The following is a 21621-nucleotide window of genomic DNA, read 5'->3' on the forward strand; positions in this document are numbered from 1 at the left end:
GTAACGGCTCAGCCGTTACCGACTCGACGACCGTAGCATGTGTAACGCCTGAGGCGTTACGATTTCTGCATGCCCGACGACGATCTCTCCTTCCGGCTCGATTGCGGGGCGACCTGGCTCAACCTGCTGGCCACCCAGGGCCGCCACCCGACCAGCACGCCGATCGAGCGGATCGCCACGCCCGAGCGACTGGCGGCCTGGCTCGCCCTGCACGGGCTCACGCCGGACGCACCGGTCACCGAGGACGACGTCCGGCTCGCCCAGGAGCTGCGCCGGCCGATCCGCGCGCTCGCCTGGGCCACCGTCACCCGCACCCCGGCCCCCGCGGACGCGATGCGCGAGCTCGGACGGTTCCTGCGGGACCACGACGAGCCGGTGCGACTGCTGACCGCCGAGGGAGGGTTGCGCCGGGCAGCGCCGGCCCGCACCGCCGGGGCACTGTCGCAGGTCGTGCGGCAGGCCGCCGACCAGCTCACCGGGCCCGAGCGACTGACCCTGAAGGCCTGCCCCGAGCAGGACTGCCTGGGGATCTTCAGCGATCCGGGCGGCCGTCGCCGCTGGTGCCCGGCACCGGCTTGCGCGAGCCGGGGGCGGGTCCGCGCGCTGCGAGCGCGACGCGCGGGCACATCGGACGACCATATGACTAGTTCTGACCCGGGATGACCGTTTTCCCGGCGGGGTAGGCCCCACGGGTGACCCCTGCCACCGCCACCGCGCCCCAACAGCCTTTCGTGCTGCCCGAGTTCTACATGGTCTACCCCGCCAGGCTCAGTCCCCACCTGGAGCGGGCCCGCGCACACACCAAGGAGTGGGCGCGGTCGATGGGCATGCTGGAGGGCTCCGGCGTCTGGGACGAGCACGACCTCGACGCCCACGACTACGCGCTGCTCTGCTCGTACACCCACCCCGACGCCACGGCCGAGGACCTGGACACCGTCACCGACTGGTACACCTGGGTCTTCTTCTTCGACGACCACTTCCTGGAACTGTTCAAGCGCACCCAGGACCGCGAGGGCGCCAAGGCCTACCTCGACCGCTTGCCCGCCTTCATGCCGCTCGACCCGGCCGCACCGGTGCCGGACGCGACCAACCCCGTCGAGGCCGGGCTCACGGACCTGTGGCGGCGGACCGTTCCTCACCTCTCCTCCGGCTGGCGCGCCCGCTTCGCGGAGAGCACGCGGAACCTGCTGAACGAGTCGTTGTGGGAGCTGTCCAACATCCACGCGGGTCGCATCGCCAACCCGGTCGAGTACATCGAGATGCGCCGCAAGGTCGGTGGCGCACCCTGGTCGGCCGGACTGATCGAGTTCGCCAACCGCGCCGAGGTCCCGGCGCAGGTCGCGGCGAGCCGTCCGCTGCGGGTGCTGCGGGACACCTTCTCCGACGCCGTCCACCTGCGCAACGACCTCTTCTCCTACCAGCGCGAGGTCGAGGACGAGGGCGAACTCAGCAACGGCGTCCTGGTGCTGGAGCACTTCCTGGGCTGCGCCACCCAGGACGCGGCGGAGGCCGTCAACGACCTGCTCACCTCGCGCATGCAGCAGTTCGAGCACACCGTCGTCACCGAGCTGCCGGCGCTGTTCGTCGAGCGGACGCTGGACCCGGCCGAGTGCGCGGCCGTCCTGGCCTACGCCAAGGGGCTGCAGGACTGGCAGTCCGGCGGCCACGAGTGGCACCTGCGCTCCTCCCGCTACATGAACGCCGGTGCCCTGGACGGTGGTTCGGGCCGCTCCTGGCAGCCCGGGCCGAGCGGCATCGGACTGTCGGCCGCCGACCTGCGGACGCTGACCGGCCGTCTGGGCCTCAAGCGTGTCCGGAGCTTCGCCCATGTCCCGCACCAGCCGGTCGGACCGCTGGAGGCGCCAGGCGTGGCTTCACCGTTCCCGCTGACGATGAGCCCGCACCTGGACGAGGCGCGCCGGGCCACGAACACCTGGGCGGTCGCCCACGGACTGTTCAGCGAGGGGATCTGGGACGAGGGCCTGCTCGCCGGCTTCGACTTCCCGCTCTGCGCCGCCGGGATCTTCCCCGACGGCACGGCGGACGGCGTCGTCCTCGCGGCGCTGTGGCTCACCTGGGGCACCTACGCCGACGACTACTACCCCGCCGTCTTCGGCCGCGGCGGCGGCCCCGCGGCGGCACGCCTGGCCAACGCCCGGCTGTACGGGCTGATGCCCGTCGATCCGGGCGAGACCGCCGGGCAGCCCACCACCCCGGTCGAACGCGGTCTCGCCGACCTGTGGCGGCGCACCGCCGCCGATCTGCCGCGCGAGGCGCGGCGGAGCCTGCGCCGGGCGGTGGGCGACATGCTGGACAGCTGGCTCTGGGAGCTGGACAACCAGGCGCTGCACCGGATTCCGGACCCTGTCGACTACCTGGAGATGCGCCGCGACACCTTCGGTGCCCCGCTCACCATGGCGCTGAGCCGCCTCGCCCGCGGCGAGGAGGTACCCGCCGCGTTCTTCGACAGCGGCGCGGCCCGCGCGTTGCAGGGTGCGGCGAGCGACTACGGCTGCCTGCTCAACGACCTGTGGTCGTACCGGAAGGAAATCGAGTTCGAGGGCGAACTGCACAACGCGGTCCTCGTGGTGCAGTCGTTCTTCGACTGCGACGCCCCGACGGCGGTCCGTATCGTCACCGACCTGATGGACTCGCGACTGCGCGAGTTCCGGCACGTGACGGCGGAGCAGCTGCCGGTCGTCCAGGACGACCTCCACCTCGACGCCACCGCGCGGTCCGGGGTCGCCGACTGGATCCGCGACCTGGAGCACTGGATCGCGGGCGTCGCCCACTGGCACGCGGAGACCTCCCGCTACACCGAGCGCGACCTCCTCGCCCGCTACGGCGGCGGCCTCACCGGCTCGGGCGGTCCGGCCTTCCCCACCGGCCCGGCGGGGCTCGGGACGGCTTCCCTGAACGCCTTCCGATAGGTGCACACCTTCAGCGGCGCGGGGCGCTGCTGATCAGCGGCACCTCCCCCGGCCCTCGGCCGGGGGAGGTGCCCCCTGCGTGAGCGCGAGCAACCACCGACGAGCGGATGGCCTGCGCGTTCGGGGCTCTACCTGCGTGGGAGGGGCACCTCCCGGCCGAAGACGGGGGGATTGTCGCGCCCCGCGGCGGAGCCGCACATCAGCAGCGCCCCGCGCCCCTGCGGGGCGCTCAGCTCCGCTGCTTGCGGATCTCCTTGGCGCGGCCGTCGACGAAGTCCAGGAACCAGTCCGGCACCTGGCCGGTCGCCCGCAGGTGCAGGCGCTCGTCGTGGCTGAGGCGCTCCGCGCCCTCGTCGACGGCGAAGGCGTAGTCCATCTTCTGGTCGCTCATCGCCTCACGGCGCATGTCGCCGCCGAGCCGTGCGCCGTTGGCCCCGGACCGGTTGCCCCCGACGCCCCCGCCGGACCCGAGCGAGCTGAGCCAGCCGAACAGACCCACCTTCCGGGTGTGCTTGTCGACGTGCTCCTTGACGGCGAGCCAGCACAGCCGGTCGTCGTTGAGCTTCGGCACGGCCGTCAGTTGCTGCTGCTTCTTGGCCACGAACCCACCCCCAGCGGATCACACGGTCGGATCACGAAGAATCGCGCCGAGCACGCTAGCACCAGCCCCGACGGCGGTGAAGATCACCCCACCACCACCCGCACGATCGCCACCACGCCCACCGCGACGATCACGCCGCGGAGCACCGGCGCGGGCAGGCGGCGGCCCACCAGGGCCCCGAGCTGGCCGCCCACGACCGAGCCGGCGGCGACCAGCAGGGCCGCCCGCCAGTCGATCCGGCCGACGACGGCGAAGAGCACCGCGGCGACCCCGTTGACCAGCAGGGCCAGCACGTTCTTCACACCGTTGATCCGCTGGAGCGGCAGCTCCAGCAGTACGCCCATCAGTCCGAGCAGCAGCACGCCCTGCGCCGCTCCGAAGTAGCCGCCGTAGATCCCGCACAGGTAGACGCCCACCAGCAGCGCCCGGCCGCCGTCGGCCGGGCGCGGGCGGCCCTCGGCGCGCGCGGCGAGGCGCTTGGCCAGCAGCGGCTGGAGCAGCACCAGCGCGAGCGCGCCCGCGATCAGGAACGGGACCACCGCCTCGAAGGTCTTCGCGGACAGCTCCAGCAGCAGCACCGCGCCGGTCAGGCCACCCGCGAGGGCGGACGCGCCGAGGCGGCGAAGCAGCGGGGTCAGGCCCGCCAGCTCGCGGCGGTAGCCGAGAGCGCCGCTGACCGAGCCGGGCACCAGGCCCAGCGTGTTCGACACGTTCGCCGTCACCGGCGGCAGCCCGGCCGCGAGCAGCACCGGAAAGGTGATCAGCGTCCCCGAGCCGACCACGGTGTTGATCAGTCCGGCTCCCACACCGGCCAGCGCGACGCCCGCCTGGGTCCAACCGGACGCTCCGGCCAGCCCGGCGGCCGTCGTCAGGACAGCTCCGTTCATTCCGCACCCCTTGCTTCGGCGATCCGGTCCACCGACGCGGTACCGGTCGCGGTTCGTGAGCCGAGCTTCTCATCCAGCTCCCATGTGGCTCCCACCGATGTCTCAGGGCGGGTGGGGAGTCTCGATATGCGAAATGGGAGGAAGGGGATGGCGATGGACACGACCGCACGAAAGGTCGCCGCGTTCGTGGCAGGCGGACTGCTGCTCACGGGTGTCGGCGCGACGGTCGTCCCCGCGGTCGCCTCCCCGCGCGCGGCCTCGGCCACGCCGAGCTCCGCCACGTCCCAGGTCACCGCGCCCACCGCGGCCGCGAGCGGGACCGCGACGACGCAGGCCGGCGCCTCGGCCAGGGCCGGCGCGTCCGCCAAGGCGAGCGCGAGCACCGGCACCCGGACCACGGCCTCCGCCACCGGGCCGAGCGCGAGCCCGAGCCCCACCGCGAGCGCGAGCACGGCCGCCACCTTCGCCAACGCCGCTACGACCGGGGACGTCCCGGTGACCGCGGCCGGTCAGTCCCAGGTGCTGTCCTCCTCCCAGCAGAGCACGAAGGTCGGCGCGATCTTCTCCTCCTCCTCGATCACGCCCGGCAACCACCACTGCACCGCGAGCGTGGTGGACAGCCCGGCCGGGGACGTGATCGTCACCGCCGGACACTGCCTGGGCACCGACCCGGACAGCGCGGTCTTCGTCCCCGGCTACCGCGACGGCTCCGCACCCGACGGCGTCTGGAAGATCACCCAGGTGATCGAGAACTCCGCCTGGACCGGTGACGGCGACCAGGACGACGACGTGGCCTTCGCCTTGGTCGCCCCGCAGAACGGCCAGAGCCTGGAGTCCGCCGTCGGCGGCGGCTACACCCTCTCGACCTCGGGGACGACCTCGGCAACGGTGCAGATGACGGGCTACCCCTCCGCCACGGACGAGCCGATCACCTGCACCGGCGACGCCTCGGCGTTCTCCTCGACGCAGCTCGTCATCGACTGCACCGCGTTCACCGGCGGCACCAGCGGGACGGCCTGGCTGGCGGGCTACGACTCCGGCTCCGACCAGGGCAGCATCATCGGCGTGATCGGCGGCTACCAGCAGGGCGGCGACACCGCGGACGTCTCGTACAGCATCGTCTTCGGCCCGGCCACGCAGTCGCTCTACGAGCAGGCCGTCACGTCCTGACCCGGGGGGCCGGGACAAGACCCGGGGGCCGGGTCAGGAGACGTCGAAGCGGGGCGCCGAAGCGGTTCCCTCGAGCCGGCGGGCGTCGAGGCGGGGACTCCCCCGCGACCCCCCGCCTCGACGGAGCTCATGCTTCCGGTCTCAGGACGCGCATGTCAAGACGCGACGTCTCGTCTCGCTCGGCGGGGCCCTAGAATGCGATCATGGGCCGAACCCCCAATCCCGACCTCCGCAGCGCGCGGGCCCGCCGCGCCATCCTCGACGCCGCCGTCGAACTGGGCACCCGTGACGGGTACGCCCAGGTCACCGTCGAGGCGATCGCGGCGCGGGCCGGCGTCGGCAAACAGACGATCTACCGGTGGTGGCCGCGCAAGTCCGCCGTGCTGCTGGAGGCGCTCAACGAGCGGTCCGGCCCGGCGGCGGAGGTGCCGGACACCGGCGACCTCGCCGCCGACCTCGGCCGGCAGCTGCGGATGGTCATCGGGCTGCTCAACGGCGACCTCGGGCTGATCTGGCGCGGCCTGCTGGCCGACGCCCAGAGCGACGCCTGCCTGGCCCAGGAGCTGCGCGACAACTTCTTCACGCCCAGACTGCGACGCTGGCGGGACCGGCTGGAAACCGCCGTGGCCGCCGGCGAGCTGCGGGCCGACGTCCCCTCCGCCACCATGGTCGAGCTGCTCTTCGGGCCGGTCTACTACCGCTACCTGATCGGCACCTCACCGCTGGACGCGGACGACGCGGAGGCCCTGATCGAACAGATCTTCAACGGTCTGCGCCCGCGCCCCTGAGCCACGACATAGGGTGACGCACGTGCGATTCGACGCCGTACCCAAGCCCCCCACCGTGGCCGCACGGCCGCACGACCCGCGCGGCTACCCCGTCCCGGCGATCACGCCGTACGAGGAGGGGGAGCCGCGGTTCGCGCGGACCGACTACGAGAAGAGCGCGGCCTGCGCGCGGGGGCGCCTCTGCTCGGTCTGCGGGACACCGATGCCGACGGACGAGCCGGTCTGGCGGGTCGTCGGCGCGCCCGAGGCCGAGGCCATCGGCGCCGCGCTGGACGCGGGCCGCCCGTACCGGAACCTCGCGCCCACCTGGGAGGGGCCGGGGCACCGGCTCTGCATGCTCTACGCCTCGATGGTCTGCCCGTACCTGGCCCGGCCGCAGGCCCGCCGCAAGGTGCTGGACCGCGGGCGGGCCCGGGGCGCCACCGGTGCCGTCGTCGGCTTCGGCGACTTCGAGTACGCGGTGACGGACACCCAGGTGCTCTTCCGCTTCCTCGACGTCGTCGAGTTCCTGCCCCACGACGACGCCGCCTCCACCCATCTGGACACGCTCCAGCAGGAGTTGGATCAGCGGTAGGCCGGCAGGCCCTGCACGGTGGAGACCAGCCGCGGCGCGGCCGATCCGTCGATCGGCAGCACGGCGATGCCGGCCGGCGTGCGCACCGCGACGGTGCGGCCGTCGGGCGAGACGGCGGGCTCGGTGTAGTCGGTGGTGGCGTTCGGCGTCAGGTCCTTGGCGGTCGGGCCGCTCCGGGTGAACTGCTCGAGGAACACGTGGTCGTGGCCGCCGACCGAGCGGACGAACACGACGCTCCCCTCCATGTCCTGGCCGGGGACCAGGGCGGGCTCGGAGCCGCTGGTCAAGCTGGAGCCCTGCTGACGCAGGTAGTCGTCACGGAGGTAGACCTCGCCGTTGCCGCTGTTGGCGTAGACGACCTCCCCGAAGAAACCACCCCCGTTGACCCAGGTGTTGCCGGTCACCGGCGGGAAGACGTTGCTGCCCTGCTGACCGTTGAGCCCGAGCGGGGCGGGCGTGCCGCCTGTCGCGGGGACCTCCATGAGGCGGGTGGCGGAACCGCTGCCGGCCACGAAGAAGAGGTTGTCGCAGGCCGGCACCCGGTCCGGGTTGCCGGCCTTGATGACCTGCCAGGCCGGGTGGGACCAGGTGACGTTGCCGGGGTTGCGGGCGACGACCACACGGTCGGAGCCGTCCGGGTTGGCGGTGTCGAGGTTGCCGTCGCCGTCGACGAAGGCGGCCCGGGTGCCGTCGGGGGACCAGGTGAGGTCGCGCACCACGACGCCGAAGTCGACGGTGGTGCCGTTCATGACGACGCGGCTGGTGCCGTTGCTGACGGTCAGCATCGTCCCGGCGGTGCCGTTCAGGGAGACCGGGGCGGCGCTCACCCCGCCGTTGCCGCCGGTCGGGGCGGTGGACGGAGCGCCCGACGGAGCGGTGGACGGACCGGCGGACGCGGACCCGCTCGGCGAGGCGCCCGCGTGCGAGCCGGAGGCGACCGGCGCCGGGGAGGCGCTCCCGGCCGGGGAGGCGGAGCCGCACGCGGTCAGCAGGCCGCCCGCGGTGACGGCGGTGACGAGGGCGATCGCTGTGTTGAGCGGGCGAGGACGCATGGTGGTTCCCCCGGATCGGGCAGTCTCGTGGAAGGCTCATGAAAGGCCTGCCAAGAAACTGCCCGGCGCCCGTCGTGGATCCGTGCGCTCCCCGTCACAACCGCGCTACAACCAGCTGTGCGCGGAACCCCGGTCAGTCGACGTCGATCTGACCACTGTTCAGCTGCTTGCGCGGGATCTGCTTGCCGTCCTCCGCACCGTTGCCCGGCTGCGGCGTACCGAGGTTGCGGCGCACCGAGTCCAGGATGGTCAGGCCCTGGCCGACCAGTCCGGCGGCGATCTCGCCGAGGCCGTCCGCGCCGTTGAGCACGTTGACGTTGGCACCGGCCAGGCCGCCCGCCGCCTCCTTGACGATCAGCGGCAGCTGGTCGATCAGCATCCGGTCCAGCGCGACGCGGTCGTGCGAGGCGGCCGCCTCCGCCTGGATCTTCATCTTCGCGGCCTCGGCCAGCGCCAGCACCCGGATCCGCTCGGCCTCCGCCTCGGCGGGCTTGACGATCTCCGCGACCAGCTGCTGCTGACGCAGCTCGGCCGCCCGCTGGGCCAGCTCGGTCTGCGCCGCCAGCACCTCCTGCTGGGCGTGCGCGGCGGCCAGCGGACCGGCCTGCGCCGCCTCCGCCTGGGCGCGGTCGACCTCGGCCGTGTACTGGGCCTTCACGACCGCCGTCTGCCGGGCGTACTCGGCCTGGTTCCGGGCGGCCGCCTGCTCCGCCTCGGCCGCGGCCTGGGTGGCCTGGGCCTGCGCGACCTGTGCGGCACGCTTGATCGCGGCCTTGTGCGGGGCGGACATGGCGGCGATGTAGCCGGCGTCGCCGTCGTCGATGGACTGGATCTGCAGCGAGTCGACCACGAGGCCGATCTTGGCCATCTCGGCCTTGGAGGTCTCCAGCACCTCGGTGGCCAGCTTCTGCCGCTCGGTGACGATCTCCTCGACCGTCATCGAACCGATGATCGACCGCAGGTGACCGGCGAAGATCCGGCCGGTCAGGACCGACATCTGGTCCTGGTCGGAGAGGAACCGCTGGCCCGCGTTGACGATGCTCTCGTGGTCGTTGCCGACCTTGAACGCGATCACGGCGCGGACCGTGAGCGCGATGCCCTGGCGGGTCACGCAGGTCTCGGCGACCTCCGACTCGCACATGGCCAGGGTCAGGAAGCGGGTCTTGCGGAAGACCGGCAGCACGAACTTGCCGTGGCCGGTGACGACGCGGAACGGAGCCCCCTCCAGCCCACGCCTGCCACCGGAGATCAGCATCGCCTCGTCCGGGGCGGGAACGCGGTAACCGAACATCCTTCTCGTCTCCTCGTCCAAGCTCATCCAAGAAATCCTGGAAAGTCGGGGTGAAACTACACCTCTACTCCACCCCTTCGTCGAGCGGATCCGCCCACTCGATCACATCGACCTGACGGGCCCCGCGCGACTCGATCACCAACACCGTGGTGCCGACCGCCAGCGGCTGCTCCGACCAGGCCAGAAAGGCCTCGCTGCCACCCCGGACCCGTACCAGCACCTCGCCGGGGCCCGCACTGCCGCGGGTCGCGATGAGCAACCGACCCGTGCACCCGATCACCGCCTCGTCCGCCGGCATGCCCAGGTGCTCCCTTCGGTATTCCCGCTGTGGCTCGGGGATCACGACCCTAGCGCGAATTCCGGCAGCCCAGCAGGTTACGGACGGCGTTTGCTCTCCTATGCTGGACTTGTTATTTACACAGCCTTAACACCGTCGCCGTCGCCAGGCTCCGATACCGGGAGCCGCGCGCTCTCAAGGCCCCGGCTCACCGATACCGCCGACTGACCCGGTGGGATTGAGGTGGTCCACATGGCAACCGCGACCGCGCCCCCCAAGGGAGGGCCGCAGCACGCCCTGAAACGCGACATCGGGCTGATCGGTCTGACCTGGACCTCGGTCGGGTCGATCATCGGCTCGGGCTGGCTTTTCGGCGCTCTGTTCGCCGCCCAGGCCGCCGGCACGGCGGCACTCGTCTCCTGGGGCATCGGCGCCGTGGCCATCATCATTCTGGCCTTCGTGCACGCCGAGCTCGGCGCGGCCTATCCGGTCTCGGGTGGCACCGGCCGTTTCCCGCACTACGCCTTCGGTACCGCCGCGGGCGCGTCCTTCGGCTGGTTCTCCTGGCTGCAGGCGGTCACCGTGGCCCCGATCGAGGTCATGGCCGCACTGAACTACCTGTCCGTCCACGCGAGCTGGATCCAGACGGGCAAGAACCACCTGACCGGTGGCGGCTACGCGCTGGCCGTCGCCTTCATGGCCTTCTTCGTCGTCGTCAACTGGCTCGGCATCAAGGTGCTGGCGCACACCAACAGCGCCGCCACCTGGTGGAAGATCGCCATCCCGGTGCTCACCATCCTGGTCTTCGCGGCCACCGCGTGGCACAGCAACAACTTCGGCTACCAGGGCTTCTCGCCGTTCGGCTCGGAGGGCATGCTCTCCGCGATCAGCACCAGCGGCATCATCTTCGCCCTGCTGGGCTTCGAACAGGCGGACCAGCTCGCCGGGGAGAGCCGTAACCCCAAGCGCGACATCCCCGTCGCGGTCATCGGCTCGATCCTGCTGGGCGCGCTGATCTACATCATGCTGCAGGTGGTCTTCATCGCCGCCCTGCCGCACAGCGCGTTCGCGGCCGGCGGCTGGGCGAACCTCAGCTTCACCGGCAAGACCGGCCCGTTCGCCGGTCTGGCCACGACCATCGGCGTGGGCTGGCTGGCCACGATCCTGTACATCGACGCGGTGGTCTCCCCGGCGGGCACCGGCCTGATCTACACGACGGCGACGTCCCGCGTCTCCTACGGCCTGTCCCGCAACGGCTACGTGCCGGAGGTCTTCGAACGGACCACCAAGCGCGGCGTGCCGTGGTTCGGCCTGCTCTTCGCGTTCGTCATGGGCCTGGTCGTCTTCCTGCCGTTCCCGACCTGGCAGAAGCTGGTCGGCTTCATCACCTCGGCCTCGGTGCTGATGTACGCGGGCGCGCCGCTCTCCCTCGGCGTGCTGCGCAAGTCCGACCCGGACCGCGTCCGGCCGTACCGGCTGCCGGCCGGCAACTTCTGGGCGCCGGTCGCGTTCATCGTGGCCAACCTGATCATGTACTGGTCCGGGTTCGACACGCTGTGGCGGCTGGGGATCGGCATCCTGCTGGGCTACGTCCTGCTCGGCACGTCGGTGGCTTTCAAGCTCAACCCCAGGTCACCGCACCTGGACTGGCGCTCCGCGCAGTGGCTGCCGGTGTACCTGATCGGCATGGGGATCATCTCCTGGCGCGGCCGCTACTGCAGTGCCGGACCGGCCTCCACGAACTCGTGCAGCGCGACGAACAGCCTGCCGCTGTGGTGGGACATGGTCGTCGTGGCGGCGTTCAGCCTGGTGATCTTCTACTGGGCGCAGGCGGTGAGGCTGCCCGCTGAGGAGACCCAGGAGTACATCGGCAACGTGGACGTCGCCGAGCCCACCGGCACCGCGACTCCGCCCAAGGAGTGATGCCGTAGGCGTCTTCAGGGGCGCGGGGAACTGCGCGAGCCACCGACCTGTGCGGGTGGCCCTGTTACTGCGGGACCATCCGCATCGGGTGGTTTGTCGCGCAGTTCCCCGCGCCCCTTGGTAGTGCAACCACAGGCGGGATGCCGACATCACCCGCGCCATCGAGGCGGGCGCCTGGGCAACCGGGAGATCGCTCGGGCGCTCTTCATCAGTGAGGCCACCGTCAGGACCCACCTGGTCCGCGTCGACGCCAAGCTCGGCGTCGACACCCGCGCGGCGGCCGTCGCGCAGGCCAAGGAGCGGCGGCGGCCGCCCTGGCCGTCGTCAACTCCATGCCACGGTATGGCACCCGACCGGGTGATACGCGGCGACGATCCGTAGTCGGCTGGTTACCATCGGCGTGGCGAACGGGCCCACGCCGGGTCGCCGCGCCCGCTTGCCGACGAGGAGCCGTCCGATGTCCCAACTCCCGGCCGACACCAACGCCGAGGCCCGGTCCGCGAGAAGCGGCCCACTCGCCGTTCCCGGGCCGAGGCTGTCCATGCAGGCGGCCCGCTGCCAGTACGAGGGCCTTCCGATCCACGCCCGCCCGCCGTTCGGGGTGCTGCGCCCGACGCGACGCATCCGCGAGCACGCGCGGGAGCGGATCTCCGGGGTGCCGGGTCCCGGGCGTCCGTCCGTCTTCGAGGTGGGCAGCTGGGTCACCGTCCGCAGCGCGGCGGAGGTCCGCACGACACTGGACACGGACGACCGCCTCGGCGGCCTCTGGTTCACCGAGTCCCAGTGGTCCTTCTGCGGCGGCACCTACCAGGTCGAGCACGTGGTGCGGCGGATGCTCGACGACCACTACCGGATGCGCCGCATCTCCCGCACCGTCACCCTCCGGGGCGGCACGTGCGCCGGGGCCGGCCCCGAGGACGAGGGCTGCGGGCTGGGGTGCGCCCTGCTCTTCCGCGACGACTGGCTGCGTCCGGCCGAGGCCCTGCCCGCTCCCCCGGCGCCGCTGCGCTACGCCACCGTCCGCACCCTGCAGGAGATCCAGCAGACCCTCGGCTCCGACGGCACCCTCCTCGGCGTCCCCTTCCACGCGGCCATGGCCCGCCATGTCGGCCGCCGCCTCCCCGTCCTGCGCCAGGTCACCCCCCGCGCCCTGCCGCGCTGGCAGTACCCGGTCGGCGAGTGGTACCAACTCGACGGCCTGCGCTGCCTCGGCGAACCCCTGGCCGACCTCGGCTGCGACCGCCAGTGCTCCCTCCTGTGGCACCGCAGCTGGCTCCACCTGGAGTAGCACGGCCGGTTTCGGCGGCGGAACCGAATGAAACCGCGCTGAAGCCATCGTGAATCCGACCGGCCGCAGTCTCTTCCTCGTCACCACCGCACCAACGGAACACGACGAAGGAGGAACCGGTCATGAGCCCGTCGCAGCTGGCGATCGAAGCCACCGGTTTGCGCAAGGCGTACGGCGAGAAGGTCGTTCTGGACGGCATCGACCTGGCTGTCCCGGCCGGGACGGTCTTCTCGCTGCTCGGTCCCAACGGGGCCGGCAAGACCACTGCGGTGCAGATCCTGTCGACGCTGATCAGCGCCGACGGCGGCAGCGCCCGGATCCTGGGGCACGACCTGACCGGAGAGGCCGACGCCGTCCGCGCCGGGATCGGCGTGACCGGGCAGTTCTCGGCCGTGGACAACCTGCTGACCGCCGAGGAGAACCTGCTCCTGATGGCGGACCTGTACCACCTGCCGCGCGCCGAGGGACGGCGCCGGGCCGCCACGCTGCTGGAGCAGTTCGACCTGGCCGACGTGGCGAAGAAGACCGCCGCCACCTTCTCCGGCGGCATGCGGCGCCGGCTGGACCTGGCGATGACGCTGGTCGGACAGCCGAAGGTGATCTTCCTGGACGAGCCGACCACCGGCCTGGACCCGCGTAGTCGGCGGGCGATGTGGGAGATCATCCGCGGCCTGGTCGCCGGCGGCGTCACGCTCTTCCTCACCACCCAGTACCTGGAGGAGGCCGACCAGCTCGCCGACCGGATCGCGGTCCTCGACCACGGCCGGCTCGTCGCCGAGGGCACCCCGGAGGAGCTCAAGCGGCTCGTCCCGGGCGGCCACCTGGTGCTCCACTTCCCCGACGCCCAGGCTCTCGACGACGCGGCGCGGCTGCTGCCCGCCGGGCCCCGCGACGACAACGCGCTCACGCTCCAGACACCGAGCGACGGCAGCGCCCGCGCCGTCCGCGCGGTGCTGGACCGTCTCGACGCGGCCGGCATCCCGGTCGAGCGCCTGACCGTGCACACCCCCGACCTGGACGACGTCTTCTTCGCCTTCACCGGTCGGCCGACCAGGTCCACCGTTCCGAACCAGACCGGCCAGACCAGCCAGAGCACCAGCAGCGACGAGACCCCGAAGGCGGCCGCACGATGAGCACTCTCTCCTACGCCCTGACCGACTCGGCGACGATGCTGCGCCGCAACCTGCGGCACGCGACGCGCTACCCCGCGATGACCGTCGGCGTGGTCGGCATGCCGGTCGTCATGCTGCTGCTCTTCAACTACGTCTTCGGCGGCGCCATCGGTCACGGCATGACGGCCGGGGCCGCGACGGCAACCGGCGCCCAGCACGGCAGCTACCTGAACTACCTGGTCCCCGGCATCCTGCTGATGACCATCGCCTCCGGCTCGATGCCGATCGCCGTCGCGATCTGCACCGACATGCGCGAGGGCATCGTGGCCCGGTTCCGCACCATGCCCATCTCGCGGGCCTCGGTCCTCACCGGGCACGTCGTCGGCAACGTGCTGGTGACGCTGGTCAGCTCGCTGCTGGTGATCGGCGTCGCGTTCGCCCTCGGCTTCCGGTCCACCACCGGACTGCTCGACTGGGCCGGCGCGCTCGGCCTGACCACACTGGTCACCCTGGCCGTCACCTGGCTCGGCGCGGGCCTCGGCCTGGCCAGCCCGACCCCCGAGGGCGCGAGCAACAACGTGCTGCCCTTCTCGCTCCTGCTGCCCTTCCTGAGCAGCGCGTTCGTCCCGCTCGGCTCGCTGCCCACCGGGCTGCGGCAGTTCGCCGAGTACCAGCCCTTCACCGCCTTCATCGAGACGATGCGCGGCCTGATGCTGGGCACCCCGATCGGCCACAACGGCGTCCTGGCGCTCGTCTGGATCGTGGTGATCGGCCTCGGCGGCTACGCCTGGAGCAAGAAGCTCTTCCACCGCGACCCGGTGGCCCACTGACCCATCGGTCAGCACTCACCGGCGAGAGCCGCCAGCGCCGCGAGGCGCAGACCCTCCGGATCCAGGCCGGCGTACGACGAGACCGCCTCGTCATACGCCGGCCGGTCGGCGTTCCAGGCCGCCGCGCGGGCGCGTTCCGCGGACATGGTGGGCTGGAAGTTCCGTGCGTAGCGCAGCCGTTCGGCCAGCGCCACGCGACGGGCGGCGCGCGTCGCCTCGCCGTGCTCGATGTCGACGTAGGCCAGCGCGACCAGTCCCGAGCCTACCCGGGTCAGGTCCACCCCGGCGGGAGAGAAGGCCATGGCGGGGCGGGTCAGCATGGCGCCGAGGTTCCGCTCCACCTCCGCGACGAGCCCGGCCACCAGCCCGCTGCGCCGGTGCTGGGCGTGCGCGGCGACGGCGACCGCGTGGACCTCGACGACCCACGGCTCCAGCAGGTCGAGCTCGCCGGGCCGCTTCGTGCGGGCCGTGCCACCGCCGTCCCCGTCCCCGCGATCGGGTTCCGCGCGATCGAGTTCCGCACGGTCCAGGTCCGTGCGGTCCGGGTCCGTGCGGTCCGGGTCCGTGCGGTCCGCGAAGAGGCGGAGCCGGTCCACGGCGCGGCGCCAGAAGCCCAGGCCGAGGTCGGTCTCGCCGCGCACCAGGGCGATCTCCGCCCGGCCGCCGAGCTCCACCAGCAGTGCGTCGACGGTCTCGTCGGTGTGCAGCAGCGCGGCCTGCTCCAGCCAGCGTTCGGCCTCGTCGGGCCGGTCGAGCTGGAGGTTGGTCAGCATCAGGGCCCAGCGCAGGCCGATCTCGTCCGAGCGCCAGCCGAGCCGCTCCTGCAGCAGCAGGGCGGCCCGCAGATGGTGCTCGGCCTCCTGCGGTGTCTCGGCCAGCAGGCACAGCTCACTGACCCGGGAGTGGGCCAGGATCTCCAGCAGCGGCAGCGAGCCGCCGCGTCGCCCGACGGCGGACAGCATGCCGCGGGCGTGGGCGAGCGCGCCCTCGACGTCGCCCTGCGCCTCGGTCGCATAGCTCGCCATACCGCGTGCGACGGCCGCCAGCAACGGTGGCTGGTCGTCCCCCGCCAGTGCGAACACCGGTGCCGGATCACCGAGGACCAGGGCGTCGCGGCTCGCGGACAGGACCGTCGCCAGGGCGCGGACCATCGTCGTCGGCGGACCGGCAGGCAGTCGACGCAGCGTCACCAGTGCTCGCACGGCCCGGGGCCCGCGCACCAGGTAGGTGTTGGTGACGCCGAGCGTGCTGACCGTGCGGACGGCCTCGACCAGGGCCGGATCGGTCGGACGGTAGTGCGAGAGCAGCGGGGCGACGTCGGCGTCCAGCACGGCCAGCCGGTTGTGCTTGGCCTCCACCGTCCACAGGCTCGCCAGAACGGCCGCGGTGGCGGCGACCGTGTCGCCGTCCTCCCGGGCCAGGCCGAGCCGCAGGGCGAGAGTGAGGTTCTCCTGCTCGACGCGGATCCGGTCGGCGGCCCCGGACAGGTCCGCCCCGAACGGGGCGTCGAACTCGGCCAGCCCGAAGGCGCGGGCCCACGCCAGCAGGGCCGCCGTGGTGCGCTCGGTCCCGCCCTCGGCCTCCCGCTGCGCCGCGCTGAACTCGCGGACCGTCTCCAGCATGTGGAAGCGCAGACCTGCCGGGGTGTCGGCGGCCTTGAGCAGGGACTGGTCGACGAGGTGCTCGACGAGCTCCAGCGCGTCCGGGGCCTCGTCCTCGGCGAGAGCGTCGAGCAGGTGCTGGGCGGCGTCGACGGTGAAGCCTGCGGGGAAGACCGAGAACGCGCGCATCGCGGCCCGGCCGTCCGCGTCGAGCAGGTTCCAGCTCCAGTCGACCACGGCCCGCAGCGTGCGGTGACGCTGTGGCGCGTCGCGGGCGCCGCCACGCAGCAGCGCGAAGCGGTCGGTGAGCCGGCGCGCGATCTCCGCGACGGACAGCACCCGCACCCGGGCCGCCGCCAGCTCGGCCGCCAGCGGCAGCCCGTCGAGGTGGCGGCAGAGCGCGCGGACGGCGTCCCCGGGCAGCTCGACGTCGGGACGCGCCGCGCGGGCCCGGCGGCGGAACAGCTCGGCGGTCTGCTCGGGCCCCAACTCGGGCAGCAGGTAGACGGATTCGGAGGAGAGGCCGAGCGGAGCACGGCTGGTGGTGAGCACCCGCAGGTCCTTGGTCCGCTGCACCAGCACCCGCACGGTGTCGGCGACCCCGCCGACCACCTGCTCGCAGTTGTCCAGCACCAGCAGCACCGGGCCGGTGCCGAGCGCCTCCACGAGCGCGGTGAGGTCGTCGGCGGTACCACGCCCCGGCACGGACGTGCGCGCCCCGTCGTGCGCGGCGACCGCCGCGGCGATCTCGGCGGCGACGTCCGCGTCCGTGGTCACGGCGGCCAGCGGCACGAAGTGCACCACCCGCTGCTCGGCGGCCCGGCTGACGACCTGCGCCAGCCGCGTCTTGCCCAGCCCGCCCGGACCGACGACGGAGGTCACCCGCGCGCTGCGCAGCAGCGCGGAGACGGCGGCGATGTCGTCGTCCCGGCCGATCAACTCGTTCGGCTCGTGCGGCAGACCGTGCCGCTCCAGCGGCACCTCCCCCTGGAGCAGCGTCCGTTGCAGGGTCTGCAGCCCCGCCCCCGGGTCCACGCCCAACTCGTCGCGCAGCGAACGCCGGTACTGCTCGTACCGGGCGAGCGCGGCGGGCGGGCCCACGGTGGCGGCCTCGGCGCGCAACAGCTCCAGCAGCGCCTCCTCGTCGCGCGGCTGCGCGCGCACCACGTGCGCGAGCGCGGGCGCGGCCTCCTCGTACCGCGCCAGCCGGGCCAGCGCGAGGGCCTGCGCCCGCGCCAACGCCCGCCGCACCGGCGCGCGTTCCGCGCGCAGCGCCGAGACGGGGTCGTCCTGGCCCCCCTCCGGCGCGCCGGCCTCGCCCTCCCACAGCGCGAGCCCCGCCTCGGCGTGCGCGAGCGAGGCGGCATGGTCCCCCTCCCGTGCCTGCTGGGTGGCGGCGGCCGCCCGCAGCAGGACAGCGGAGCTGTCCACCTCGTCCTCGGCGAGGTCCAGGCGGTAGCCGGCGGGGGTGGTGACGATCAGCGCGGCCCCGAGCTGCGCGCGGGCGCGCGAGACCAGCACCTGCAACGTCTTGGCCGGGTTCTCCGGCTGCGCGTCGGGCCACAGGCCCGCCGCGAGGAAGGCAGCACCGCACCCGACCCGCAACTCGCTCGCGAGCAACGCGAGCAGACCCCGCACCCGGCCGGAGGTGACCTCCTGCCCCCGAACGGAGACACGTGGCAGCAGGGTCAGTTCGATCGTCACGTGTGCAGAGTAGTCAGTGGCAACCTCCTGAGGGGCGCGAGGCTCTGCCGATCTGCGGCTCCGCCGCGGGGCGCGACACGCCACCCACGCAGGTAGAGCACCGAACGCGCAGGGCCATCCGCACCGGGTGGTTGCTCGCGCAGTTCCTCGCGCCCCCAAGGAGGTTACGACCGGCTCACGCAGCGAGCAGTGTCCGCAGTTCCTCCACGAACGCGGCTGCGGCGTCGCCGGAGGTGCCGCCGAGGGGGGCGAGGAGGGTGTCGAGGCGGGCCTGGACGACGGTGATCGCCTCGCGCGCGGCCTGCTCGCCGCGCTCGGTGAGGGTGAGCCGGACCGCGCGGGTGTCCGCGCTGTCGCGGACCCGCGCGATCAGGCCGTCGGCCTCCAGCGCACGGGCCAGCTTGGAGACGTAGAGCGCCTCCAGGCCGGTGCGCTCGGCCAGCTCGCGCTGGTTCGGCTGCCGCCCCTCCCGCTGCATGGCGTAGAGGGAGGCGACGAAGGAGTACGTCGCCTGCGTCAGCCCGAGCGGAGCGACCGCCCGGTCGACCGCGGTGCGCCACTTCAGCGACAGCCGCCAGACCAGGTGCCCGGCCAGCGAGCCCTCGGGGAACGTCTCCGCGCCTGTCGTGTCACTCTCGCCCATGCCCGATACCGTACATGGCTACTGTCATCTCCTCCTCGCTCCCGGCCGCCCTCGGGGCCACCACCGGCGCGCCGCCGCCCACCCGGGCGCGGGTCAGCAGCAGCCACACCGGCACGGCCACGAGCAGCGCCAGCGCGGGCAGCACGTAGAGGTTCTGGCACAGGAAGTCGAGGACGGCCAGCGGCGAGCGGTCGCCACCGGGAAGCGGCACGGCCCAGGTCAGGCCGCCGGGCCAGTCGTCACCGCGGATCGGGCGGAACCAGCCCGGCGGCCAGGCGCCGTAGACGAGACAGCCGAGCACCGGGGCGGACCACCTGGACCAGTGACCCCGCCGCACCCAGACCACCAGCAGCGCCGAGGCGGGCAGCAGCGCCCACACCCAGTGGTGCACCCAGGACATGGGCTCCACCAGCAACGCCGCGACCGACACCAGCACCAGCCCGGCAGCGGCCCGGCCACGCCGGTGCAGCAGCACCCCCAGCCACAGCCCGAGGGCGGCCGCCGCCCACCCCAGCAGGCCGCCCACCTCGCGCACCCGTGCGGTGTCGGCGACGGCACGCATGCAGAAGGAGGCCACCGCCTGGTCGATCGGGGTGGCCATGAGCAGCATCCGGTGCGCGCGCTCCGGCAGACTGCTCAGCTGCGGCCAGTAGGCGAGGGAGGCGCGCGGCAGCAGGACCAGGCCCAGCACCACCGTCCCGGCGAAGGTCGCGAAGCCGCGCAGTCCGGCCGCACGGCGGCCGGTGCACAGGTAGTGGACGAGGAACAACGCGGGCGTCAGCTTGATCCCGGCGGTCAGGCCCAGCAGAACACCCTTGAGCCGGTGGCCGTCCGGCAGGCACCAGTCGGCCATCGCGGGTGCGAGCAGGAGCAGGTTCAACTGGCCGTAGCGCAGCGTCTCCTGGACCGGCGCGAGCCACAGGCCCACCGCCGCGCAGACCAGCACCGCCGCGGGCCCCGGCCGCTCCTCGCCGGCCAGCCGCAGCCCGCACCAGCTCACCAGCACGAGCGCGGCGACGCTCGACCCGAGCAACAGCCCCTGTGCCACGGCGAACGGCGGCGCCAGCCCCCAGAAGACCAACGCCGCGAACGGCGGGTACAGGTACGGCAACCCGCCGGGCCCACCCCGCAACAGGTACAGCCGCTCCTCCCCGCCCGGCAGGCTCTGCCCGGCCCGCAGGTAGACGGCGAGGTCCATCTGCCGCAACTCTCCCTCCGACCAATGGAACAGACACCACAGCCACAACCCGAGCGCGGCGGCGAGGACGAGCACGGCCGCCACGAGGGCAGTCCGACGAGCGGTCACGGAGTACTCCTGGGACGAGAGAGATTCGTGGACCAACGACTAACGTGCACCGCCCGGTCGAGTCACGGAATTCCGCCGCCTCGGAGTGTCGGGCGAGTGTGAGGGTGCGGGGCGCGGTCCACACCGCCGACATCACCACCAGGGGTGATCGTCAGAACCTGCCGTCAGGCCGTAGCGCCTCGGGCGCCGGACGGATCGTAAGGTGGGGCTGGTAACACCGGTCCCACCCCGCGGATCGCCGTCCGCACCCACAAGGAGCGCTCGCATGTCGCAGTCCCCCACGTCTTCCGCGCAGCTGGCCGAGGCCGTCGCCGGGCTGATGCCGCGGGCGAAGGACGAGCTGGCCGAGCTGGTCGCGTTCGCGTCCGTCGCCGACCCGCGGCAGTTCCCTGTCAGCGAGTGCGAGAAGGCGGCCCGGTGGGTCGCGGACGCGCTGGGCGCGGAGGGCTTCACCGACGTGGCGCTGCTGGACACCCCCGACGGGACGCAGTCCGTCTACGGCCTGCTGCCCGGCCCGGAGGGCGCGCCGACGGTGCTACTGTACGCGCACTACGACGTGCAGCCGCCGCTGGACGAGGCGGCCTGGGTCTCCCCGCCCTTCGAGCTCACCGAGCGCGACGGCCGCTGGTACGGGCGCGGTGCGGCCGACTGCAAGGGCGGTCTGCTGATGCACCTGACCGCGCTGCGCGCGCTCAAGGCGAACGGCGGTGTTCCGGTGACCGTCAAGGTGATCGCCGAGGGCTCGGAGGAGCAGGGCACCGGCGGCCTGGAGCGCTACGCCGAGGCCCACCCGGAGCTGCTGACGGCGGACGCCATCGTCATCGGCGACACCGGCAACTTCCGCGTCGGTCTGCCGACCGTCACCGCGACGCTGCGCGGCATGAGCATGGTCGAGGTCGCCGTGCGCACCCTCGGCGGCAACCTGCACTCCGGCCAGTTCGGCGGCGCCGCGCCGGACGCGCTGGCCGCACTGATCCGCATGCTGGACTCGCTGCGCGACGAGACCGGCCGCACCGTCGTGCACGGTCTGGAGGCGGAGGCCGAGCAGCAGTGGGACGGCCTGCAGTACGAGGAGTCGTCCTTCCGTTCCGACGCGAAGGTGCTGGACGGCGTCGGCCTGATCGGCACCGGCACCGTCGCGGACCGCCTCTGGGCCCGCCCGGCGGTGACCGTCCTCGGCATCGACTGCCCCGCGGTCGTCGGCGCCACCCCCTCGGTCCAGTCCGCCGCCACGGCGCTGGTCTCGCTCCGCGTCCCGCCGGGCCTCGACGCCGCCCGCGCCGAGGAGGCGCTCGCCGCGCACCTGACGGCGGCCGCGCCCTGGGGCGCGCAGGTCGAGATCACCCCGCGCGGCCAGGGCCAGGCCTTCCGCGCGGACACCTCCAGCCCGGCGTACGCCGCGATGGCCGCGGCCATGGCGGTGGCCTACCCGGGCGAGCAGATGCAGGTCGCCGGCCAGGGCGGCAGCATCCCGCTGTGCAACACGCTCGCGACGCTCTACCCGGAGGCGGAGATCCTGCTGATCGGCCTCAGCGAGCCCGAGGCGCAGATCCACGCGCCGAACGAGTCCGTCTCGCCACAGGAGCTGGAGCGGCTCTCCCTCGCCGAGGCGATCTTCCTGCGCACCTACGCCAAGCGGTAGTC

Annotated in this window: 18 protein-coding genes and 1 pseudogene; 11 read left to right on the forward strand and 8 right to left on the reverse strand. The window is 72.9% G+C overall.

Translation table 11 applies throughout. The features are described from left to right. The first annotated feature begins 69 nt into the window (after nucleotides 1-69). The gene (locus ABH931_RS00070; protein ID WP_370108561.1) at nucleotides 70-663 is read left to right on the forward strand and encodes an ABATE domain-containing protein; all 594 of its coding nucleotides are present in this window, start codon (nucleotides 70-72) and stop codon (nucleotides 661-663) included. A gap of 86 nt (nucleotides 664-749) precedes the next feature. Further along, the gene (locus ABH931_RS00075) at nucleotides 750-2930 is read left to right on the forward strand and encodes a germacradienol/geosmin synthase (protein WP_370109433.1); all 2181 of its coding nucleotides are present in this window, start codon (nucleotides 750-752) and stop codon (nucleotides 2928-2930) included. A 229-nt stretch (nucleotides 2931-3159) separates the two neighbouring features. Here the strand turns inward: ABH931_RS00075 and ABH931_RS00080 are convergent, their stop codons facing one another. Both ABH931_RS00080 and ABH931_RS00085 read right to left on the reverse strand, forming a co-directional pair. Then, nucleotides 3160-3531, reverse strand: a complete 372-nt coding sequence (locus ABH931_RS00080; protein WP_370108563.1) for a hypothetical protein — start codon at nucleotides 3529-3531, stop codon at nucleotides 3160-3162. 83 nt (nucleotides 3532-3614) lie between these two features. Continuing rightward, entirely contained in the window at nucleotides 3615-4418 is an 804-nt protein-coding gene (locus ABH931_RS00085) for a sulfite exporter TauE/SafE family protein (RefSeq protein WP_370108565.1), read from the reverse strand. 153 nt (nucleotides 4419-4571) lie between these two features. Here ABH931_RS00085 and ABH931_RS00090 point away from each other — a divergent pair, with 153 nt between their 5' ends. The 3 genes from ABH931_RS00090 to ABH931_RS00100 all read left to right on the forward strand — a co-directional run bounded on the left by ABH931_RS00090 (nucleotide 4572) and on the right by ABH931_RS00100 (nucleotide 6950). Continuing rightward, nucleotides 4572-5588, forward strand: coding sequence for a serine protease (locus ABH931_RS00090; protein WP_370108567.1), 1017 nt, complete (start codon nucleotides 4572-4574; stop codon nucleotides 5586-5588). 203 nt (nucleotides 5589-5791) lie between these two features. Beyond that, on the forward strand, nucleotides 5792-6376 hold the full coding sequence (locus ABH931_RS00095; RefSeq protein ID WP_370108569.1) for a TetR/AcrR family transcriptional regulator: 585 nt from the start codon (nucleotides 5792-5794) through the stop codon (nucleotides 6374-6376). 22 nt (nucleotides 6377-6398) lie between these two features. Continuing rightward, the gene (locus ABH931_RS00100; protein WP_370108571.1) at nucleotides 6399-6950 is read left to right on the forward strand and encodes a hypothetical protein; all 552 of its coding nucleotides are present in this window, start codon (nucleotides 6399-6401) and stop codon (nucleotides 6948-6950) included. Here the strand turns inward: ABH931_RS00100 and ABH931_RS00105 are convergent. The 3 genes from ABH931_RS00105 to ABH931_RS00115 all read right to left on the reverse strand — a co-directional run bounded on the left by ABH931_RS00105 (nucleotide 6941) and on the right by ABH931_RS00115 (nucleotide 9591). Then, nucleotides 6941-8002 (reverse strand): hypothetical protein, encoded by a 1062-nt coding sequence (locus ABH931_RS00105; protein WP_370108573.1) that lies wholly within the window; start codon nucleotides 8000-8002, stop codon nucleotides 6941-6943. The two genes, ABH931_RS00100 and ABH931_RS00105, sit on opposite strands and share 10 nt — an antisense overlap. Nucleotides 8003-8135: 133 nt before the next feature. Beyond that, nucleotides 8136-9293: an SPFH domain-containing protein gene (locus ABH931_RS00110; protein ID WP_370109435.1), complete on the reverse strand. Its 1158-nt coding sequence runs from the start codon at nucleotides 9291-9293 to the stop codon at nucleotides 8136-8138. 64 nt (nucleotides 9294-9357) lie between these two features. Beyond that, nucleotides 9358-9591 (reverse strand): hypothetical protein, encoded by a 234-nt coding sequence (locus ABH931_RS00115; RefSeq protein ID WP_370108575.1) that lies wholly within the window; start codon nucleotides 9589-9591, stop codon nucleotides 9358-9360. Between the two features lie 231 nt (nucleotides 9592-9822). Between ABH931_RS00115 and ABH931_RS00120 the strand changes: the two genes are divergently transcribed. The 5 genes and pseudogenes from ABH931_RS00120 to ABH931_RS00140 all read left to right on the forward strand — a co-directional run bounded on the left by ABH931_RS00120 (nucleotide 9823) and on the right by ABH931_RS00140 (nucleotide 14723). Continuing rightward, nucleotides 9823-11493, forward strand: a complete 1671-nt coding sequence (locus tag ABH931_RS00120; protein ID WP_370108577.1) for an APC family permease — start codon at nucleotides 9823-9825, stop codon at nucleotides 11491-11493. Nucleotides 11494-11667: 174 nt separating this feature from the next. Then, nucleotides 11668-11808 (forward strand): annotated as a pseudogene (locus ABH931_RS00125) (LuxR C-terminal-related transcriptional regulator); the annotation flags it as partial. A 142-nt stretch (nucleotides 11809-11950) separates the two neighbouring features. Then, complete coding sequence (locus ABH931_RS00130; protein WP_370108579.1) at nucleotides 11951-12781, forward strand: hypothetical protein; 831 nt, start codon at nucleotides 11951-11953, stop codon at nucleotides 12779-12781. A 122-nt stretch (nucleotides 12782-12903) separates the two neighbouring features. Continuing rightward, nucleotides 12904-13914, forward strand: a complete 1011-nt coding sequence (locus tag ABH931_RS00135; protein ID WP_370108580.1) for an ATP-binding cassette domain-containing protein — start codon at nucleotides 12904-12906, stop codon at nucleotides 13912-13914. After that, on the forward strand, nucleotides 13911-14723 hold the full coding sequence (locus ABH931_RS00140; protein WP_370108582.1) for an ABC transporter permease: 813 nt from the start codon (nucleotides 13911-13913) through the stop codon (nucleotides 14721-14723). Before ABH931_RS00135 ends, ABH931_RS00140 begins: the two co-directional genes overlap by 4 nt. Nucleotides 14724-14731: 8 nt before the next feature. Here ABH931_RS00140 and ABH931_RS00145 read toward each other — a convergent pair whose 3' ends face one another. From ABH931_RS00145 to ABH931_RS00155, 3 genes are all read right to left on the reverse strand, one after another. Then, nucleotides 14732-18028 (reverse strand): BTAD domain-containing putative transcriptional regulator, encoded by a 3297-nt coding sequence (locus ABH931_RS00145; RefSeq protein ID WP_370108584.1) that lies wholly within the window; start codon nucleotides 18026-18028, stop codon nucleotides 14732-14734. Nucleotides 18029-18203: 175 nt separating this feature from the next. After that, the gene (locus ABH931_RS00150; protein WP_370108586.1) at nucleotides 18204-18671 is read right to left on the reverse strand and encodes a MarR family winged helix-turn-helix transcriptional regulator; all 468 of its coding nucleotides are present in this window, start codon (nucleotides 18669-18671) and stop codon (nucleotides 18204-18206) included. Beyond that, entirely contained in the window at nucleotides 18658-19977 is a 1320-nt protein-coding gene (locus tag ABH931_RS00155; protein WP_370108588.1) for a glycosyltransferase 87 family protein, read from the reverse strand. Before ABH931_RS00155 ends, ABH931_RS00150 begins: the two co-directional genes overlap by 14 nt. Before the next feature lie 265 nt (nucleotides 19978-20242). On the opposite strand from ABH931_RS00155, the gene ABH931_RS00160 reads away from it, so the two are divergent. After that, nucleotides 20243-21619 carry a dipeptidase gene (locus ABH931_RS00160; RefSeq protein ID WP_370108590.1) on the forward strand — a complete coding sequence of 459 codons (1377 nt, stop codon included), beginning with the start codon at nucleotides 20243-20245 and terminating at the stop codon, nucleotides 21617-21619. Nucleotides 21620-21621 lie beyond the last annotated feature (2 nt).

The organism is Streptacidiphilus sp. MAP12-33, from assembly GCF_041261265.1.
In the GTDB taxonomy this organism is placed as follows: Bacteria; Actinomycetota; Actinomycetes; order Streptomycetales; family Streptomycetaceae; genus Streptacidiphilus.

What these genes read in the sequence shown, in the direction of transcription:
- ABH931_RS00070 (WP_370108561.1), top strand. Translation starts at nt 70, where the DNA reads ATGCCCGACGACGATCTCTCCTTCCGGCTCGATTGCGGGGCGACCTGG.
- ABH931_RS00075 (WP_370109433.1), top strand. Translation starts at nt 750, where the DNA reads ATGGTCTACCCCGCCAGGCTCAGTCCCCACCTGGAGCGGGCCCGCGCA.
- ABH931_RS00085 (WP_370108565.1), bottom strand. Translation starts at nt 4,418, where the DNA reads ATGAACGGAGCTGTCCTGACGACGGCCGCCGGGCTGGCCGGAGCGTCC.
- ABH931_RS00090 (WP_370108567.1), top strand. Translation starts at nt 4,572, where the DNA reads ATGGACACGACCGCACGAAAGGTCGCCGCGTTCGTGGCAGGCGGACTG.
- ABH931_RS00095 (WP_370108569.1), top strand. Translation starts at nt 5,792, where the DNA reads ATGGGCCGAACCCCCAATCCCGACCTCCGCAGCGCGCGGGCCCGCCGC.
- ABH931_RS00105 (WP_370108573.1), bottom strand. Translation starts at nt 8,002, where the DNA reads ATGCGTCCTCGCCCGCTCAACACAGCGATCGCCCTCGTCACCGCCGTC.
- ABH931_RS00110 (WP_370109435.1), bottom strand. Translation starts at nt 9,293, where the DNA reads ATGTTCGGTTACCGCGTTCCCGCCCCGGACGAGGCGATGCTGATCTCC.
- ABH931_RS00115 (WP_370108575.1), bottom strand. Translation starts at nt 9,591, where the DNA reads ATGCCGGCGGACGAGGCGGTGATCGGGTGCACGGGTCGGTTGCTCATC.
- ABH931_RS00120 (WP_370108577.1), top strand. Translation starts at nt 9,823, where the DNA reads ATGGCAACCGCGACCGCGCCCCCCAAGGGAGGGCCGCAGCACGCCCTG.
- ABH931_RS00130 (WP_370108579.1), top strand. Translation starts at nt 11,951, where the DNA reads ATGTCCCAACTCCCGGCCGACACCAACGCCGAGGCCCGGTCCGCGAGA.
- ABH931_RS00135 (WP_370108580.1), top strand. Translation starts at nt 12,904, where the DNA reads ATGAGCCCGTCGCAGCTGGCGATCGAAGCCACCGGTTTGCGCAAGGCG.
- ABH931_RS00140 (WP_370108582.1), top strand. Translation starts at nt 13,911, where the DNA reads ATGAGCACTCTCTCCTACGCCCTGACCGACTCGGCGACGATGCTGCGC.
- ABH931_RS00150 (WP_370108586.1), bottom strand. Translation starts at nt 18,671, where the DNA reads ATGGGCGAGAGTGACACGACAGGCGCGGAGACGTTCCCCGAGGGCTCG.
- ABH931_RS00160 (WP_370108590.1), top strand. Translation starts at nt 20,243, where the DNA reads ATGTCGCAGTCCCCCACGTCTTCCGCGCAGCTGGCCGAGGCCGTCGCC.